The sequence below is a fragment of the Janthinobacterium sp. GW458P genome (assembly GCF_002127585.1).
Lineage (GTDB): Bacteria > Pseudomonadota > Gammaproteobacteria > Burkholderiales > Burkholderiaceae_D > Janthinobacterium.
The window spans coordinates 1-18,520 of record NZ_NEGZ01000079.1; the positions used below are offsets into that span (position 1 = coordinate 1).

The 18,520-nt window shown below is 68.4% G+C and carries 5 protein-coding genes and 1 pseudogene; all 6 read left to right on the forward strand.

What is annotated here, in order from left to right; translation table 11 throughout:
- Window positions 1-9 precede the first annotated feature (9 nt).
- Window positions 10-13,314: a filamentous haemagglutinin family protein gene (locus tag CBW50_RS26385; RefSeq protein WP_216356417.1), complete on the forward strand. Its 13,305-nt coding sequence runs from the start codon at window positions 10-12 to the stop codon at window positions 13,312-13,314.
- Window positions 13,315-13,512: 198 nt separating this feature from the next.
- Window positions 13,513-15,138 (forward strand): ShlB/FhaC/HecB family hemolysin secretion/activation protein, encoded by a 1,626-nt coding sequence (locus CBW50_RS26390; RefSeq protein ID WP_226936348.1) that lies wholly within the window; start codon window positions 13,513-13,515, stop codon window positions 15,136-15,138.
- 56 nt (window positions 15,139-15,194) lie between these two features.
- On the forward strand, window positions 15,195-16,976 hold the full coding sequence (locus tag CBW50_RS26395) for a DUF2341 domain-containing protein (RefSeq protein ID WP_086148265.1): 1,782 nt from the start codon (window positions 15,195-15,197) through the stop codon (window positions 16,974-16,976).
- A gap of 13 nt (window positions 16,977-16,989) precedes the next feature.
- Window positions 16,990-17,400, forward strand: a complete 411-nt coding sequence (locus tag CBW50_RS26400; protein ID WP_034753784.1) for a biopolymer transporter ExbD — start codon at window positions 16,990-16,992, stop codon at window positions 17,398-17,400.
- Between the two features lie 10 nt (window positions 17,401-17,410).
- Complete coding sequence (locus tag CBW50_RS26405; protein WP_253252003.1) at window positions 17,411-18,127, forward strand: hypothetical protein; 717 nt, start codon at window positions 17,411-17,413, stop codon at window positions 18,125-18,127.
- A gap of 157 nt (window positions 18,128-18,284) precedes the next feature.
- Window positions 18,285-18,520 (forward strand): annotated as a pseudogene (locus CBW50_RS26410) (putative porin); the annotation flags it as partial.

Consider the following 18,520-nt stretch of genomic DNA (forward strand, 5'->3'; position numbering starts at 1 on the left):
GAGCAGGCGGTGCAGGCGGCCGCGCGCCAGGCGGCGCTGGCGGCGGGCGGCGCGCCCGATGGCCTGGCCAAGGGCGGCTTGCAGGTCGACACGAACAGCCTGACGGCCGGCTGGCTCAATGCCCAGGGACCCGTGCAGACGCAGGCCGACGGCAAGACCGTCGTGAAGGTCGTGCAGACGGATGACAAGGCGATACTGAACTGGGAAAGTTTCAACGTCGGCAAGAACACCACCTTGCAATTCGACCAGAAATCGAACTGGTCCGTATTGAACCGGGTCAATGATCCGCTGGCGCGCCCCAGCCAGATCCAGGGCCAGATCAAGGCCGACGGCACGGTGATGATCGTCAACCGCAACGGCATCGTGTTTACGGGCAGCAGCCAGGTCGATACGCGCAACCTGGCGGCGGCCGCCATGGGCATGAGCGACAGCCAGTTCAAGAGCGGCCTGTACGGCAAGGCGCAGGGCACGGGCGCCGTGCCGACCTTCGCGAATGACTTGCTGCTGGGCCAGAATACCTCCACGCATGGCAAGGCCGAGGCGGACGTCGTCGTCGCCGCCGGCGCGCGCATCGACACGCGCAAGCCGCAGACGGTGACGGAGGGCGGCGGCTACGTGCTGCTGGCCGGCCGCGGCGTCGACAACGCGGGTGCCATCACCACGCCGAATGGTCAGACCACCCTGGCCGCCGGCGACGCCATCATCGTGCGCCCGGGCCAGGGCACGGACAAGAACCAGTACTCGAGCACGCGCGGCAATGAAGTCGAGATGCTGCGCACGGCCGGCAGCAGCGCGGGCGCCGTCATCAACCGCGGCCTGATCCAGTCGGCCGGCGGCGACATCACGCTGAGCGGCAACTCGCTGCGCCAGGACGGCATGCTGCTGTCGAGCACTTCCGTCAACGGACGCGGCGCCATCCACCTGGCGGCGGCGGGCGAGGACGCCAAGGTCACCATGGGACGCCGCAGCGTCAGCGCCATTTTTATCGACGACAACGGCACCACGGCGCTCGATGTGCAGCGCGACACGCTGCTGAAAAATACGGGCAAGGGCACGGATACGCCGCAGGACCGGCGCGACCAGTCGCTGGTGCGCATCGTTTCGGCCGGCAACGTGGAGTTCGAAGGCGATTCGCTGACCCTGGCCACGGGCGGCCAGGTGCTGGTCGATGCGGCCCGCCGCAGCCACGTGGCGCGCGACGCCGCCATCGACGTCTCGGGCGCCGTCGGCGTGAAGGTCGACATGAGCAGCAACAATGTGCTGATCAATGTGCAGGGCAACGAACAGCGCGACGCACCGGGCAGCCGCGACGCCAAATACCTGAACAACAGCGACGTGTGGGTCGACCGCCGCGACCTGGTGCTGGTGCCGGCCGGCACCAACGGCTACGCCACCGACCGCTGGTACACGGCCGGCGGCCTGCTGGAGGTGAGCGGCTACCTGAATACCAGCGGCCACGGCATCGGCGAATGGGCGGCCCAGGGCGGCACCGTCGGCTTTGGCGGCGGCGAAGTGGTGACGCAGGCCGGTTCGCGCATCAACATCGCCGGCGGCTCGCTCGACGTGCAGACGGGCATGGTCAAGCAGACGTGGCTGAAGGGCGCCGATGGCGCGATGTACAAGCTGAGCACGGCGCCCGGCGACAACCTGTACACGGGCCTGTACCGCGGCTACGAAAGCACGCATGCGCGCTGGGGCGCGAACACGACGGAGACGTACGCGAATGCCCTGATCGGCCCGCGCGAACGCCTGGAAAACGGCTACACGGTGGGCCGCGACGCGGGCCGCGTGATCGTTTCCACGGGCGCGGCCGTGCTGGAAGGCGATATCGACACCTCTGTCTTCCAGGGCGAGCGCCAGCAGCGCAAGCGCGATGAGGGCATGGATGGCTACAAGCAGGCGCAGACGTCGGCGGCGCGCGCCGGTCAATTGATCGTGGGCAAAATGACGCCCGTCTTCGATACGCGCACGGGCCAGCTGCGCGACAGCCCGCAAGCCGTGCTGGACAAGGTGCAAATCGGCAAGGTGGCCGGCATCGCCGATGGCCAGCTGCTGGGTGAAGCCTTGCCGGCCGCGCGCAGCAAGACCCTGCAGCTCGACGCCGACTGGCTCAACGGCCTGGAGCTGGGCGCCCTGAAAATCCATGCCTACGACAGCGTGAGCGTCGACGCCGACGTGCGCGTGGCCGATGGCGGCGACATCGCCCTGCACGCCACCGACGTGGCGATCAAGGCGAACGTGAGCGCGCGCGGCGGCAGCATCGCCGCCGGCGACATCGTTTCGCGCTATCTGGCGGGTGCCGGCGACGTATGGGCTGAAGGCAAGCTGGTGCCCGACAGCCGCCCCACGGGAACGGCCGGCGTGCGCGTGGCGCCCGGCGTGCGCCTCGATGCGCGTGGCCTGTGGAGCAACCTGGAACTCGATCCGGGCGCCATTGCCGGTTTGCCGTATATCAATGGCGGCAAGGTCACCCTGAAAAGTTCGGGCGGCATCGACCTGACGGGCGGCAGCGTCATCGACGTCTCGTCCGGCGCGGCCCTGATGGGCAATGGCAGCCTGCAGGGCGGGCGCGGCGGCGACATCACCCTGGCGGTCGACCTGCCGACGGAGAAAGCGCCGACGGGCGCCATGCTCAAGCTCGACGGCGAATTGCGCGGCCATGGCGTGAAGGGCGGCGGACGCCTGGTCATCGACAGCGGCGCGGCCGTCAGCATCGGCGGCAAGCTGCTCGAAGGCGACGTATTGCCAGCCGGCAGCAGTTCACCGGTGGCCCTGCGCCTGAGCGACGAATTCCTGATCGCCAAGGGCGAGAAGATCCCCTTCGATTTTGCGCTCAGCACCAGCTTGATCAAGCCGGGCCAGACTCTGGGCAAGCCGGTGACGGCGGACGTGTCGGCGCAGAAACCGCTGGTGCTGGGGGCCGACCTGCTGGTGCCGCCGGGCGCCAATGTCGTCATCAATGGCGGCATGATTGTCTGGCAGGGGGCCATCGCCCCCGCCGGCAGCGTGCTGACGGCCATCAACAACCTGCCGGCCGGCTTCATGGTCTCGGCGGCGGTCTTTCCGAACGGCTTGCCGATCCCGCTGGTGACGACGCAGTATGCGGCCGGCAGCATCGCCGCCGACGACTTGCGCGCGCCGCGCGGCATGATGTTGCCGGCTGGCATGGTGCTGGGACGCGATGTTGCCGTCAAGCCCATGCTGGCGCTGGGCGCCAGCCTGTTACAGAGCGGTTTTGCCGACTACGCCGTCACGGGCCGCGATGGCGTCGTGGTGGTCAAGGATGCGCATATCGACGTCACCATGCCCGTGCTGCGTTTCAATCCCGCCACGGGCCATACGGTGGCAGGCGGCACCGATCCTGGCGCCGCGCTGGAACTGTGGACGCCGGAGCTGTACCAGGAAGATGCGCGCAAGGCCCGTCTGACGCAGCGCATGGGCGCCGACCTGTCGCTGACGGCCGGCAGCGCGCACGTGAAGGGGGATCTGGCGGTGGCGCAAGGCGCCGTCATCACGGTCGATCCGGGCCGTCAGATCAGCCTGACGGGCAATGCGCAGATCACCGTCGATGGCAAGCTCGAAGCCCGAGGTGGCAAGATCGCCATCTTGCCAGGCACGTTTGGCACGGGCAATGAGGTGGATGTACCGAACGGCAAGGGACAAGCCACGTCGATCTGGATCGGCGACAAGGCCGTGCTGGACGTCGCCGGCAGGGCCACGGTCGCCACCGACATGCGGGGCGGGCGCTATGGCCGTGCCGACCAGGGCGGCCGCATCGAAATCGGCGCCCGCTACAAGGCTGACGCTGCCAGCGTCGACGCGGCCGATGCCTTTGTCGTCGTGCGTCCTGGCGCGCTGCTCGACGCCAGCGGCGCGCAAGCGACCCTGGATTTGCCGAACCAGGGCACCGTCAACGTGGCCGGCAACGGCGGTTTGATTTCGCTCAGTTCCTACAACGGCATCTTTGCCGACGGCACCCTGCGCGCCGCTGCCGGCGGCGCCGGTGCGGCCGGCGGCACCCTGGCACTGGCGCTGGACACGCCCAATTACGGCAAGGTCAACCGCTACACCTTGCAAGGCGACAACGTGGACAACGCGGTGCGCGTGCCGCGCGAAATGCAACTGGCGCAGGTGCAGGGCGACAGCGCCTTGCCCGGCGACTTGCGCGCCGGCCAGCAGGACGCGGCATTGCGCTACGGCAGCGCGCGCCTGGGCGCCGACCGCGTGCAGGCGGGCGGTTTCGACAATCTGGCCCTGCATGTGAACGGCATGCTCAGTTTTGACGGCGACGTCAGCCTGTCGCTGGGCCAGAGCCTGCGCCTGAGCGCCTCCTCGCTGGGCCTGGCGCAGCAGCCTGTGCCCGATGGCCAGGACAAGGCGGGCAGCCTTGCCAGCCAGGTGCGCCTGGCGGCGCCGTACGTGCGCCTGGGCACGGCCGTGCGCGCGCAGAAGGACGACTACATCGTGCCCAATGCCGTGAAAGGCTCGAAGAACCTGGGCAAGGGACGCGGCATGCTGGGCGTGCCGCTGGTGGCCGAGGATTCCCTGCTGCAGATCGATGCGGGCATGCTCGATATCGCGGGCGAGGTCAACATGGGTACGCGCGGCACCATTGCGCAGAGCAGCGGCGCCGACCTGGTGGTCGAACGCGATGCCTTCGAGCAGCTGACCCTGAACAGCCGCGGCGACATGCGCCTGTCGAACAGCGCCGCCCTGTACCAGCCTGGCAATGCCACGCTGGTCGCCGCGCAGATCTACCCGGCCACGGGCGACAGCGGCATGGTCACGGTGGGCCAGAAGAGCGGCATCGACGAATATGGCAATATCCGCGTCTCGCTCGACCCGTTGCGCACGCTCAATATCGGGCGCAGCGGCGACGGCGCCATGCCGAACCAGCCGTTCTCCGTGTTCGGCACCCTGAGCCTGGTTGCGCCCACCATCAACCAGCATGGCGTGCTGCGCGCGCCGCTGGGCCAGATCAACCTGGGCGCCGAAGGCTTTGAAGCCAATACGGGCCGCGTCAATCTGTTGCCTGGCAGCCTGACGTCCGTCAGTGCGAAAGGCTTGACGATGCCCTACGGCGGCACGCTCGATGGCTTGAGCTACCTGTATGACGGCAACGATGTCGTGTTCAAGGGCGTGGGCAACGGCCCCGAGATCGCCTTGACGGGCGCCGCCATCGACGTGCAACAAGGCGCCGTGCTCGACATGTCGGGCGGCGGCACCTTGACGGGCGCGGCCTTCCTGGCCGGACGCGGCGGCTCCACCGACGCGCGCCTCAATCCGCTGGTGCAGATGAAGCCGAACGGCGGTTTCACCCTGCCCGGCCTGAACACCAACCCCGTGTACGCCATCCTTCCCGGCGTGCAGCCGGACGTGGCGCCGTTGACGGCCGAGCAGGGCGCGGGCAAGCCCGCCGTGGGACGCCAGATCACCATCGGCGCGGGCGTGCCCGGCCTGGCGGCCGGCACCTACACCTTGCTGCCATCGAATTTCGCCCTGCTGCCCGGTGCTTTCCGCGTGGAACTGAATGGCCTGGCCGGCGCCGTCGAGACGGGCGGCACGATCGCCATGCGCAATGGCTCGTTTGCCACGGCGGCGCAGACGGGCGTGGCGGGCACGGCGATCCGCGACGTGGTGGCGCAACAAGCCATCCTGACGCCGGCCGACGTGCTGCGCAGCTATTCGCAATACAATGAAACGGGGTATGCCGCCTTTGCCGTGGCGCAGGCCACGCGCGACGGCGTGCCGCGCGCCGCGCTGGAGCGCGATGCCAAGGGCGTGCGCGTGCAGCTGATCGCCCCGTCCGTGCACAGCGTCAAGGACAACCATACGCCGTTGATGATGGATGGCAGCGCCCTGTATGCGCCGGCCGAGGGCGGCTTCGGCGGCTCCCTGCTGCTGGGCACGGGCAATCATGCGTCGACCCGCTACGAAGTGCTGGCCGACGGCACGGCGCCGCTGGCCGATTTCAATGGCGTCTCCGTGCATGCGTCGCAGATCAATGCCTTCGGCGCCCAGCGCGTGGGCATCGGCGGCTTGCCGCGCGTGAACTACAGCGAATTTGGCACGGGCAGCAACCAGCGCGCCAATATTGCCGCCATCAAGGAATCGGCGGGCGGCATCGTGCTGCGCGACGGCGCCGTGCTGAAGGCGGCCGAAGTGTTTCTGGTGACGGCGAGAAAAGACGACGGCATCATCCTGGAACAGGGCTCCGGCATCAATACGCTGGGCCGCGGCAAGGCCGCCTGGGATTCGCGCGACGGCTATGTGTACGAACCGATGGGCAGCGTGCTGGCCGTCTCGAACGGCTGGCTGGACATGCTGCCGGCCGCGGCGCCGTCGTCCGAATCGTATGGCCCCGGCATCATCGATATCGGCGCCTGCGCGAAAACGGGCGGCGCCTGCAGCGGCAGCACGTCGCTGTATTCCGAGGGCACCATCGCCGCCGTGACGGAGCGCGCGTTTACCCTGCGCGACAACGTGCGCTACGGCACGCGCAACCTGGTGCTGGCGATGGGTTCGATCAATGTCGGCAGCGAGGCGTCCCTGGCCGACGCCAGCGCCCGCGGCGCCTTGCCGGACGGCCTGGCGCTGAACCAGGGCGTGCTCGACCGCCTGCTGCGCGGCGACACCAGCACGGGTGCACCGGCGCTGGAAAACCTGGGTTTGACGGCGCGCAATTCCTTCAACTTCTATGATTCGTCGCAGCTGTCGACCATCGATGCGGCCACGGGCAAGTCGTCGCTGTCGCGCCTGGTGCTCAATACGCCGGCCATCTACGGCTATGGCGGCACGGACGCGCTGGCGCGCATCCACACGGACACCCTCGTGTGGCAGGGCGCGACGAATGCGCCTGGCGCCGTCGTCGCCAATGGCCCCGGCACGGGCAGCGGCCGTTTGCAGGTCGACGCCAGGCGCATCGAGTTCGGCTTCACGCCGGACAGCCGTCCCGACACCATCCACAAGCTGGACCGCCTGGTGCTGGGCTTCGGCCAGGTGGCACTGAATGCCAGCGAACAGCTGACGGCCAACAACAAGGGCAGCCTGTCCGTCTACCAGTCGCAGAGCGCGTGGGATACGGCCACCAATGGCTATCACTACAGTGGCGGCGATTTGCTGATCAGCACGCCGCTGTTGACGGGCGCGGCCGGCTCCGTCAACCGCCTCACGGCGGGCGGCGCCGTCAAGGTGAGCGCACCGGCCGGTGCCGCTGCCGCCACGCCGACGAATGCGGCGCTGGCCGGCGCCCTGGGCGCCGAAGTGGCGCTGAGCGGCAACAGCGTCAGCGTGGATACCTCGGTGGTCTTACCGAGTGGAAAATTGACCCTGTCGGCCGAGCGCGATGTATTGCTGGGCGACAAGGCCAAGCTGGACCTGGCGGGCCGCAAGATCGATTTCTACGACACGAGCAAATACAGCTGGGGCGGCGACGTGATCCTCGACAGCCGCGAGGGAGACGTACGCCAGGCGGCCGCTTCCGTGATCGACGTGTCGGCCGTGAACAACCGCGCCGGCAAGCTCAGCGTGATCGCCGCGGGCGAGGCGGCGGGCACGGCCGACTTGCGCGGCACCCTGCTGGGCGGCGCCAGCGGCAGCTATGACGCGGGCGGCACTCAGGTAGCCTACGCGGCGGGCGGCCTGGAGTTGCGCGCCCAGCATGTCGCCGACTTTGCCGGCCTGAACCAGCGCCTGAACACGGGCAAGGTATCCGGCAGCCGCAGCTTCCAGCTCAAACAGGGTAATTTGACCATCGGCGACGAGCTCAAGGCGCGCGAAGTGAACGTCTCCATCGATGGCGGCAGCCTGACGGTGAACGGCCGCATCGACGCCAGCGGCGAACAGGTGGGGAGCATCCGCCTGGCCGGCCGCGACGGCGTCACTATCCAGTCCGGCGCCGTGCTCGATGCACACGGCACGGTGCTGCGCACGGACAGCTATGGCCAGGTGATCGAGGCGCCGAACCGCGCCGTGATCGAACTGGCCGCGCCCGGCGGCCGCCTGACCCTGGAAAACGGCGCGCGTTTCGACCTGCGCAGCGGAGACAAGGGCGGCAACTACGGCAGCATCGACCTGAACGCGCGCCGCCTGGGCGGCGCCACGGGCGACGACATCGACATCGACGCGGCCGGCGCGCTGAACATCGCCGGTGCGCGCACGATCAACGTCAATGCCTTCTGGCAATACAAGGATGCGCCAGCGGGCACGGGCAAGGATGCGGACGGCCGCAGCTACCAGGGCATCAACCAGGCTTACCTGGACGAGAAGCACGCGGACAGCCAAGTCTTCATGGCCAATGCGCTGGCGAACGGCAATTTGATGAACAACAAGCTGCGCGGCTTGCGCGGCGACGCCAACGCTTTCCACCTGCGCCCAGGCGTCGAGATCGTCAGCGCCGCGCCGGGCGGCGACCTGCATATCGATGGCGATATCGACCTGTCCGGCCACCGCTACGACGGCGTCAATCCGCTGGCGCGCCTGAGCGGCGTGTACGGCTCGGGCGAGGCCGGTGCGCTGGTGCTGCGCGCCGGCGGCAAGCTCAGCGTCTTTGGCAGCATCACCGATGGTTTCGATACCAGCGTCCTGCCCGTCACGAAGGATGACAAGGGCTGGCAACTGGTGAAAGGCCGGCTGCCGTGGGGCGGCGAGGTCGTCGTGCCGCAGGCGGGCCTGGTGACCCTGGCCGAAAACACCTATTTCAAATCGGGCACGAGCGTCAATTTTGCCGTGCCGATGAAAGCCATGGAGTTGCGCAGCGGTACCTTGCTGGCGGCGCGCGCCACCTTGACGGCGGAGCTGAACTTGCCTGCAGGCAGCGTGCTGGGCGGCGCCGTGCGCAATGCCGACGGCAGCGTGCTGTACGCGGCCGGCACCGTCTTGCCGAAGGCGCTGACCTTATCGAGCGGCATGCAGCTCGATGCCGGCCTGCGCCTGCCTGGCGCGGCCCGGGTGGCGGCCATGGTGTGGCCGGCGAACGTGGCCCTGCCTTTCCCGGAAGGCCGGCCGTGGGACGTGGCCGATAGCACGAATGCCGTCAATGGCGTGGTGCTGGCCTCGGCGCTGGCGCTGGACAAGGGCAGCGTGCTGCCTGCCGGCACGGTGGTCAGGCTGCCGGGCGACGTCACCATGGTGTCGCTGCGCAGCGCGGATGGCAGCGGAAGCCAGGGCCGCAACCTGGCGCTGGCGCCCATGCTGGCCCAGGGTTCGCAAGCGTGGTCGCTGCGCCTGGTGGGTGGCGCCGATACGGCGGCGGCCGACACGCGCGCGTTGAAGCCAAATGCGAAGGACGCGCATCTGATGCTGGCCGATGCGCATTACGGCCTGGGCGCGGTGACTTCCATCGTGCCGGGCACGGGTTCGCCAAACAAATATATCTTCAGCGAGGCGGCGATTGCCGAAGGATGGCCGGAAGGCGAGGTTAACATCATCTGGTTTGGCGACGAGGCAAACATGCTGGAAAACTATGGCTATCTGGTGGTCAAGGTGGCCGACGGCACGCCGCCTGAGAAGGTGACCAGCGTGGAGCCGGCGCGCCAGCCCCTGTTCAGCGTGCTGCGCACGGGCACGGGCGACCTCGATTTGCTGGCCGCGGGCGACTTCGACATGCGTTCGCTGTATGGCGTCTACACGGCGGGCACGCAGTCGGCCTCGCCGCTGGTCAATGGCAAGGATCTGTTCAACCTGCCGCGCGGCCTGAACGCCAAGGGCCAGCTGCTCGGTGCGCTGGGCACGGACTTTACGCCGTTTGTCGATGGCGGCAGCCGGAGCCTGTACCGCGCCTGGTATCCCGAGCACGGCGGCAATCTGCTGCTGCGCGCCCAGGGCGACGTCAAGGGCGATACGCTGGGCACCTCCACGCAACGCCGCGAGGATGCCATCGGCTGGCTGCGCGCGCAGCAGGACAGCAGCGACATCGGCACCTGGCTGTGGCGCCAGGGCAGCGGCAGCACGGGGGGCGGCGTGCCGACGGCATGGTGGATCAATTTCGGCACCTATGTCGCGCGTCCCGAAGGCGTCGACCTGTTCTCGGGCTTGCCGGGGCTGTCGGGCTTTACGGGCATCGGCACCCTGGGCGGCGGCAATCTGCTGCTGCAGGCGGGCGGCGACGCCGGCATGCTGGCCTCGCGCGCCGATCCGGGCGGCGAGTTCGCGCCGCGCAGCCAGGGCCTGAACGTGGCCGTGGGCAGCACGGGCAGGGTGACGCCGGACGGCAAGCTGCTGCTGACGGGCGGCGGCGACCTCGATATCCGCATCGGCGGCGGGCTGAACCCCGTGGCCGAGGTGCGCAGTTTCGACCGCAACGGCGACTTCGCGAATGCCGATACGCGCTTCGAGCGCCAGTACCCCACGCTCAACAGCACCTTCACCAACCTGCGCGGCGCGCTGCGCCTGGAGGCGGGCGCCGTGGGCGGCATCGAATTGCGCTTCGACCGCGCCGATCCGACGGAATCGCGGCCGTATGAAACCTACACGGCGGGCACGGCGATCGCCAGCGGCGGGCCCATCCTGGTACCGGGCGACAGCGGCGTGCGCATCGATGCGCGCGGCGACGTGGTGCTGGGCGGCGTGGCCGATGCGGGCCGCGTGAAGCAACTGGGCTATGGCTCGCCGTTCAGCTACCAGGGCGTGGAGCGCACCGGCGAAGGCTGGAGCTGGTTCTCGCTCTGGACGCCGGCCACGGCCATCGACCTGTTCAGCGCGGGCGGCAACCTGACGCCCACCTCGTCCTGGATCAATGCGATGGCCGGCGACAACCACGCGCCGACGGACGGGCGCTTCGTCATGCCGTCCGTGCTGCGCGCCGTGGCCGCCAGCGGCAGCTTGTACTACGGCAATGCCAGCCTGGGCAGGCTGGGTGGTGATGGCGGCAAGGTGGACATGCCGCAAAACGGCGTGATCCTGGCGCCGTCGCCGGTGGCGCCGCAATTTGTCAGGACGGGCACGGGCCAGCTGGAAATGCTGGCCGCCGACTCCATCCATGCGGCCGGTTATCCGATCACGCCATCGGGCGCCGACCCGCGCATGCTGCCGAATCCGTTCAATCCGGGCTTCGTCGGCGCACTGAACAAGGTCTGGTTCGGCCTGCTGCCGCTGCATAACGTCAGCGCCGATGCGCTGGCGCCGGGGGCATTGAAATGGTTTGGTACGACGTCGAATGGCGCCAGCGATGCCAATCAGCAAGTGTATCCGCTGTTCAGCATGACCCCGCCGACGGTCTCCGACTATGTGCCGGCAGGCCAGTTGCCCGCGCACTTCTATGCCAACAGCGGCGACATCGTCGGCCTGCGCACGGGCGGTATCGTGTACCGGGGCAACCTGAAAGGCGTCAGCGGCGCCCTGGGCCTGTGGTACGAGGGCGGCGGCGCCGTGGCCGTGCGCGCCGGACGCGACATCGTCAACTCCGGCACGCCGCTCGGCAACGTCGAGAGCGTGCCGGACGGCGCGGCGGGATGGACCGGCCAGCCCTTTGCCAACAGTCCCGAGCTGCCGGAAAAGCCGGTCGTCTTCGGCAGCTCGTCGGCGCGCGGCAACCTGTTCGTGCACCGCCATGCCGACGACGTTTCCGTCGTCAGCGCCGGGCGCGACATCCGCTACAGCACCTTCTATGTGGCGGGGCCGGGCCAGCTCAATGTGAGCGCCGGGCGCGACCTGTACATGGCCGACAAGGCGGAATTGCGCAGCCTCGGCTCCATCGTCCATGTCGGCCAGGACAAGCGCGGCGATGGCGCCGGCATCAGCGTGGCCGCCGGCGTGGGCCGCAACGGTCCCGACTATGCGGCTTTCGCGGCGCGCTACCTGGATCCGGCCAAGCTGGCCGATCCAGGCAAGCCGCTGGCCGACCAGGCCGGCAGCGCCGTATATGTCTACGGCGGCAAGCTGACCCTGGCCGACTGGCTGCGCGGCCAGTTTGCCTACAGCGGCGACGAGGCGGGCGCTGCCGCCTTCCTCGGCACGAAGCAGGCCGAACTGGAAAAGGCAGGGGCGCAGACGGGCGGCGTGCGGCGCGACCTGGCGCGCGAATACGCGCAGGTCAGCCAGCTGCACCTGGTGAACTGGCTGACGACGCGTTTTGGCGGCGACAGCGGCCTGGGCATCCGCTACGACCCGGCCACCGATGCGCGCAGCTTCTTTGCCGCCTTGCCGAAGGAACAGCAGCAGGTGTACCTGAGCAACGTCTACTTCGCCGAGCTGAAGGCGGCCGGGCGCGAGTACAACGATCCGGACGGCGTGCGCCGCGGCAGCTATCTGCGCGGCCGCGAAGCCATCGCCACCCTCTTCCCGGCGCAGGACAAGGCGGGCAAGAAGATCGAGTACAAGGGCGACCTGACGATGTTCAGCAGCGCGCTGTACACCGTCAGCGGATACAGCGGCGTGTACACCAAGCGGCCCGTCGCGGGCGTGCGCTACCTGAGCCCGCAGGAATGGGCCGAGGCGGGCCGTCCTGACTACAACGTGCCTTACGTGACCGTCAACGACACCGGCATCCACACGGATTTCGGCGGCGACATCGGCATCACGGTGCCGGGCGGGCGCGCGCTGATCGGCGTGGACGGCGGCTATGCGCCGGGCGAAGGCTCGGGCGTGCTGACGCAGGGACAGGGCGACATCCAGATGTATGCGAAAGACAGCATCCTGCTGGGCCAGAGCCGCATCTTTACTACCTTCGGCGGCAACATCCTGGCCTGGTCGGCCACGGGCGACATCAACGCGGGCCGCGGCACCAAGTCCACCGTCGTCTATACGCCGCAGCGCCGCGCGTACGACAGCATCGGCCTCGTCAGCCTGTCGCCGAGCACGCCGACGACGGGCGCCGGCATCGCCACGCTCAATCCGATCCCGGAGGTGCCGCCCGGCGACATCGACCTGATCGCCCCGCTGGGCACCATCGACGCGGGCGAGGCGGGCATCCGGGTCTCGGGCAACGTCAACCTGGCAGCGCTGCAGGTGGTGAATGCGGAAAACATCCAGGTGCAGGGCAAGGCCACGGGCGTGCCGACCATCGCCTCGGTGAACGTGGGCGCACTGAGCAACGCCAGCGCGGCCGCGACGCAAGCCGTGACGGCGGCGCAGGACGTGCTGCAGCGCGAACGGGCCGCCGCGCGCCAGGCGCAGCCTTCGCTGTTCACGGTGAAAGTGTTGGGTTTTGGCAACGAGCAGGCGGACGAGGGCGGCGCCGGCAAGGGCAAGGGCAGCGAGCCGCAGGCGTCGAACTACCAGCCGGCAGGCGTGGTGCAGGTGCTGGGCGCGGGGCCGTTGACGGCGCCGCAGCTGCAGGCGCTGACGCCGAACGAGCGGCGCGGCCTGCAGCCGTAAGGCCTGGCTGACCGCGCAGCTTCGCCATTCCGGCCGCGGCGCCAGCGTCGCGGCCGGAGTTTTATGAACATTTGATGACAAACGGCAGTCCGCGCGCGCGGCGCGCGTCTAGGAACTGTCTTGCTGAACATGGCGCTCAGCACCGCGCTACCGGGTAGGGCAACCGATTGAATTTGAGGTGAATGGAATATGCGTGAGATGAAGAAACGAGGTAATGGCGCGCCGCAGGCGCCCGCTACCGCCTTGAGCCTGCTGTGCCTGGCGATGCTGGCCCTGCCCGGCATGGCGCGCGCCCAGGATGCGGTCCCGGCGGCCGCTCCCGTGGCTGGGCCGGAACGGCAAGTGACCATCGAGGAATACCTGGTGCGTGGCAATACCGTGCTCGACGCCCGCGCCATCGAAGCGGCCGTCACGCCCTTCCTGGGGCCGGGCCGCACTTTGAAGGATGTGGAAGGGGCGCGCGACGCCCTCGTTGCGGCATATCAAGCCCGAGGTTATCAATCCGTCTATGTCGACTTGCCCGAACAGCAGGTGGAGCAGGGCGTGGTGGTGCTGCAGGTGAGCGAAACCAAGGTGGGCCGCCTGCGCGTGGTCGGCGCGCAATACAACTCGCCGCTCGACGTGCGCCAGCAGGTGCCGGCCCTGACGGAAGGCACGGTGCCCGACTTTACCCAGGCGCAGGTGGAACTGACGGCGCTGAACCGCGGCCCCAAGCGCCAGGTGATGCCGCTGGTCAAGCAAGGCAGCCTGCCCGGCACCATGGACGTGGACCTGAAAGTCGACGACAGCAGCCCGTGGCGCGCCAGCGTGGGCCTGAACAACGACTACAGCGCCGATACCAAAAAGTTGCGTACCAGCATGTCGGTGGGCCACGACAACCTGTGGCAGCTCGGGCATAGCGCCACCATCAGCTTTTTCGGCACGCCGGGCGACCTGAACCAGACCCGCGTGTGGTCCGCCTCCTACGTGGCGCCGATCGGCACACAGGGCTGGAGCGTGGAAGCGAACGGCTATAAATCCAACAGCAACGTGGCCAGCACGGGCGGCACGAGCGTGCTGGGCAAGGGCCACGCGCTGGGCATGAAGCTCAATTACACGGTGCCCAACAGCGGCATCTGGTGGCACAGCTTTTCCGCCGGCATCGACTTCAAGGATAACCAGGAAGCGCTCAAGCTCAATGGCACGGGCAGCAATATTCCGCTCAAGTACGTGCCCCTGAGCGTGTCCTACAACGGCTATGCGCAGACGGAGGCGGCGACGTATGGCCTGGGCCTGTCGCTGGTGGCCGGCACGCGCGCCTCGTTCGGCTACGGCAGCAACAGCGCGGCCTATGACGACAAGCGCTACAAGGCCTCGCCCAGCTTCCTCGTGCTCAAGGGCGACGCCAACGCCACCTACACCCTGGGCAGCGGCGCCCAGCTGCATGGCCGCATGTCGGGCCAGCTGGCCGATGCGGCGCTCGTGTCGGGCGAGCAGATGGCTGCCGGCGGCGCCAACTCCGTGCGCGGCTATCTGTCGGCCGAGGCGACGGGCGACTACGGCGTGTCCGGCACCGTTGAATGGCGCACGCCGCAGCTGACGTATTTCAGCCGCCTGGAGAACTGGCGCCTGTATGCGTTTGCCGATGGCGCGCGCCTGCGCCTGCGCGATCCGATGCTGGAACAGAAAGACCTGTTCGGCCTGGCGTCCGTGGGCGTGGGCAGCAGCTTCCAGTTCCTGCGCTACCTGAATGGCCGCATCGATTTTTCGTATCCGCTGCGCGAAGGCCCGCGCACGCACAAACACGTGCGCCGCATCAACTTCAACCTGTCGGCCAGCTACTGACGGGCCAGCTCAACAGCACTGCACTTTTCTAGACTTTTCTTCGGAGAATCACTGTCATGCAACGTTTTCTTTTTCTGCTCACGATCCTGGGCACGCTCGTTCCCGGCCTGGCGCATGCCTGGTGGCAGCCCGACTGGGCTTACCGCAAACCCGTCACCGTCGACGCCGGTCCCAAGGCGGGCGCCGTGGGCGGCGATCCCGGCCGCATTCCTGTGCTGCTGCGCTTGCATTCGGGCAATTTCAACTTTGAAGGCGTCAGCGACAACGGCGCCGACCTGCGCTTCGTGGCCGGCGACGATAAAACCGTCCTGAACCACCAGATCGAGCAATTCAACCCGCTGCTGGGCATCGCCCTGATCTGGGTCGACGTGCCGGCCCTGACGGCCGGTACGCCGCAGCAGTTGTGGATGTACTACGGCAACCCGAAGGCGCCCGCCTCCGGCAATGGCCAGCGCACCTTCGATCCCGATTACAGCCTGGTGTACCACTTCACCGAACCTGGCGTGCCCTCGCGCGACAGCACCGCCTACGGCAACCATGCGCAGACGGCCGTGCCGGCACTCGATGGTTCCGTCATTGGCGCCGGCGCCCGCCTGGGCACCACGCCATTGATGCTGCCCGCCTCGCCATCGCTGGCGCTGGCCGCCGGCGCGCCATTCACCTTCTCGGCCTGGGTGCGCCCGGACAGCCTGGGCGCGCAGCAAGTGCTGTATGCACGCCGCGACGGCGCCAGTGAATTGCTGATCGGCGTGGACCAGGGCGTGCCGTTCGTGCAGGTCAATGGCCAGCGCAGCAAGCCCGGCCAGCCTATCCAGGCCGGCCAATGGTCGCACCTGGCCGTCAAGGCCGATAAAGCCAATGTGGCCCTGTACGTGGGCGGCCGTCCGGCCGTGTCGCTGGCCACCGCCCTGCCGGCCTTCGCCACGGCCGCCGCCGTCGGTGCCGATGCGTCGCCGGCCGCTTCCGGCGCCGCCATCCTGGCCAACTTCACGGGCGCCATCGACGAATTGCGCCTGTCGCGCACGGCCCGTCCCGACGCCCTGCTGCTGGCCGACGCCGTCTCGCAAGGTTCCGAATCGCGCCTGGCCGTGTTTGGCGCCGACGAACAGCAGGCGGGAAAAAGCCATTTCGGCTTCATCATCGCCGCCATGCCGCTCGACGCCTGGATCGTCGTCGGCGTGCTGGGCCTGATGATGGTGTTGTCGTGGATCATCATGATCGGCAAGGGCCGCAGCTATGGCGCCATCTCGCGCGCCAATGCGCAGTTCATGCAGTCGTTCCACGAAGCGGCCGGCGCGCCGCTCGACCACCTGGCGCGCAATGGCAAGCTGAGCACTGCCGTGAAGACGGATTCCTCGCTGTGGCGCCTGTATGACGTGGCCATCGACGAGATGCGCCGCCGCCATGACCGCGGCTACGACCTGAACGCCGTGTCGAACGCCACCATCGGCGCCATCCGCGCCGCCATGGATGGCGTGATGGTGCGCGAAAGCGAGCGCATGTCCAAGCGCATGATCTGGCTCTCGACCACCATCGAAGGCGCGCCGTATGTGGGCCTGTTCGGCACCGTGATCGGCATCATGCTGGTGTTCGTCGTGGCGGCCATGGCCGGCGCCGTGGACATCAACTCGGTGGCGCCGGGCATGGCGGCAGCGCTGCTGTGTACGGCCGCCGGCCTGGGCGTGGCGATTCCCGCGCTGTTCGGCTACAACTGGCTGTCGTCGCGTTCCGACGCCATCGTCGCCGATATGGCCGTCTTCGTCGACGAATTCGCCACGCGCCTGGCTGAAGAGCAGGGCGACGGACGCCAGATGCGTCCCGTGCTGCAGCAGGCGTGAGGGGCGCATAACCATGGCCACCTCCGCCAAGTTTACCCCCCGCAAGCGTAGCGGCGGCATCAACATCACGCCCTTCGTCGACGTGCTGCTGGTGGTGCTGGTGATTTTCATTCTGACCAGCAACGCCAGCATTCCCGGCATCAAGGTCGACCTGCCCAAGGCCAGTTCGGCCATGGCGCTGGAAAAACCGAAGACCAAGGCCATCACCATCGACAACGCAGGCCAGGTCTTCCTCGACGCCTATCCCGTCACCCTGCCCGAGCTGGAAGAGCGCTTGCGCACGGAAAAGGCCCTGACGCCCGACTTTCCCGTGATCGTGCGCGGCGATGCCGCCGTGCAATACGCGAAAGTGGTCGAAGTGCTCGATCTGCTGCGCCGCATCGACCTGAACCAGGTGGGCCTGGTGACCGGCAAGCCGGCATGAGGAGCGCAAGGTGAAGCGTGACGAGATGATGAAGATGGCGGCGCCGGCGCCGTCGGGCGCCGCGCAGTGGTGGCGCCGCTGGGGCGGCGTGGCCGGCGGCGCGCTGCTGGCCGGCGCGCTGGCCGCGCTGGTCTGGTATTTACTGTCCGATACGGCGGCCACCAAGCGCGAGGTGGCGGCCACGCCCATGCTGATGCTGCCGCCCCCGCCGCCCCCGCCGCCGGAACCGGAAAAACTGCCGGAACCGACGCCCGACAAGGTGGTGCCCGAGGTATCGGAGCCGGAACCGACGCCGGCCGACAAGCCCATGGATGACGCGCCGGAAAGCCCGTCGCCGGACAAGGGCGACCCCGTCACCATCGACGGTGCGGCGCAGGCCGGCAGCGACGCCTTCGGCATCCAGGCCGGGCGCGGCGGCGGCATGACGGGCGGCGGCGGTGGCGGTGGTCTCGGCGCCGGTTCGTACGGCCGCTATGTGGCCAACGCCTTGCAGATGGCGTTTGCCCGCGATCCGCGCACGCGCCAGCTGGCGTTCTCCGACATCCGCGTCGACCTGTGGCTCGATGCGGACGGCAAGACGACGAAAGTGCTGCTGGTGCAGGGCACGGGCAATGCGCAGACGGATGAGCAGGTGCTGGCCATGGTGCGCGATTTCCGCGCCGATGAGCGGCCGCCGGCGTCCCTGCGTTTCCCGGCGCGCGTATCGATCAAGGGCCGCCGGCCGTGAACACCCGACCAAACCTGCTGCGCGTTGTGATTTGCGGCCTGCGATGGTCACTGTGCATGCGCACAGCTGCGCTTCCCGGCCACAACTCACTGCCGCTCGCGACGGTTTTGTCAGGCGTTCTTTACGACATCCATATTAATTTTTACCGAAAGAAGCGATGAACCTCCTAATTTCTTCCCCACAGCGCCTGCGCCGCCTTCCGCTGGCGCTGGCCGCCCTGGCCCTGGCCCTGAGCGTGGCGGCCGGCGCGGTGCAGGCGCAGGCCGTCCCGGCCGACAGCACCATGGTCAAACTGATCCGCGGCCTGATCCAGAGCGGCGCCCTCAACAAGGATGCCGGCGAGGCGCTGCTGGCGCAGGCGCAGAGCGAGGCGCTGGCCGCCGCGCAAGCCCG

Excerpts from the sequence above, each read along its gene's own strand:
- CBW50_RS26400 (WP_034753784.1), top strand. The coding sequence starts at position 16,990 with ATGGCCACCTCCGCCAAGTTTACCCCCCGCAAGCGTAGCGGCGGCATC.
- CBW50_RS26395 (WP_086148265.1), top strand. The coding sequence starts at position 15,195 with ATGCAACGTTTTCTTTTTCTGCTCACGATCCTGGGCACGCTCGTTCCC.
- CBW50_RS26390 (WP_226936348.1), top strand. The coding sequence starts at position 13,513 with ATGAAGAAACGAGGTAATGGCGCGCCGCAGGCGCCCGCTACCGCCTTG.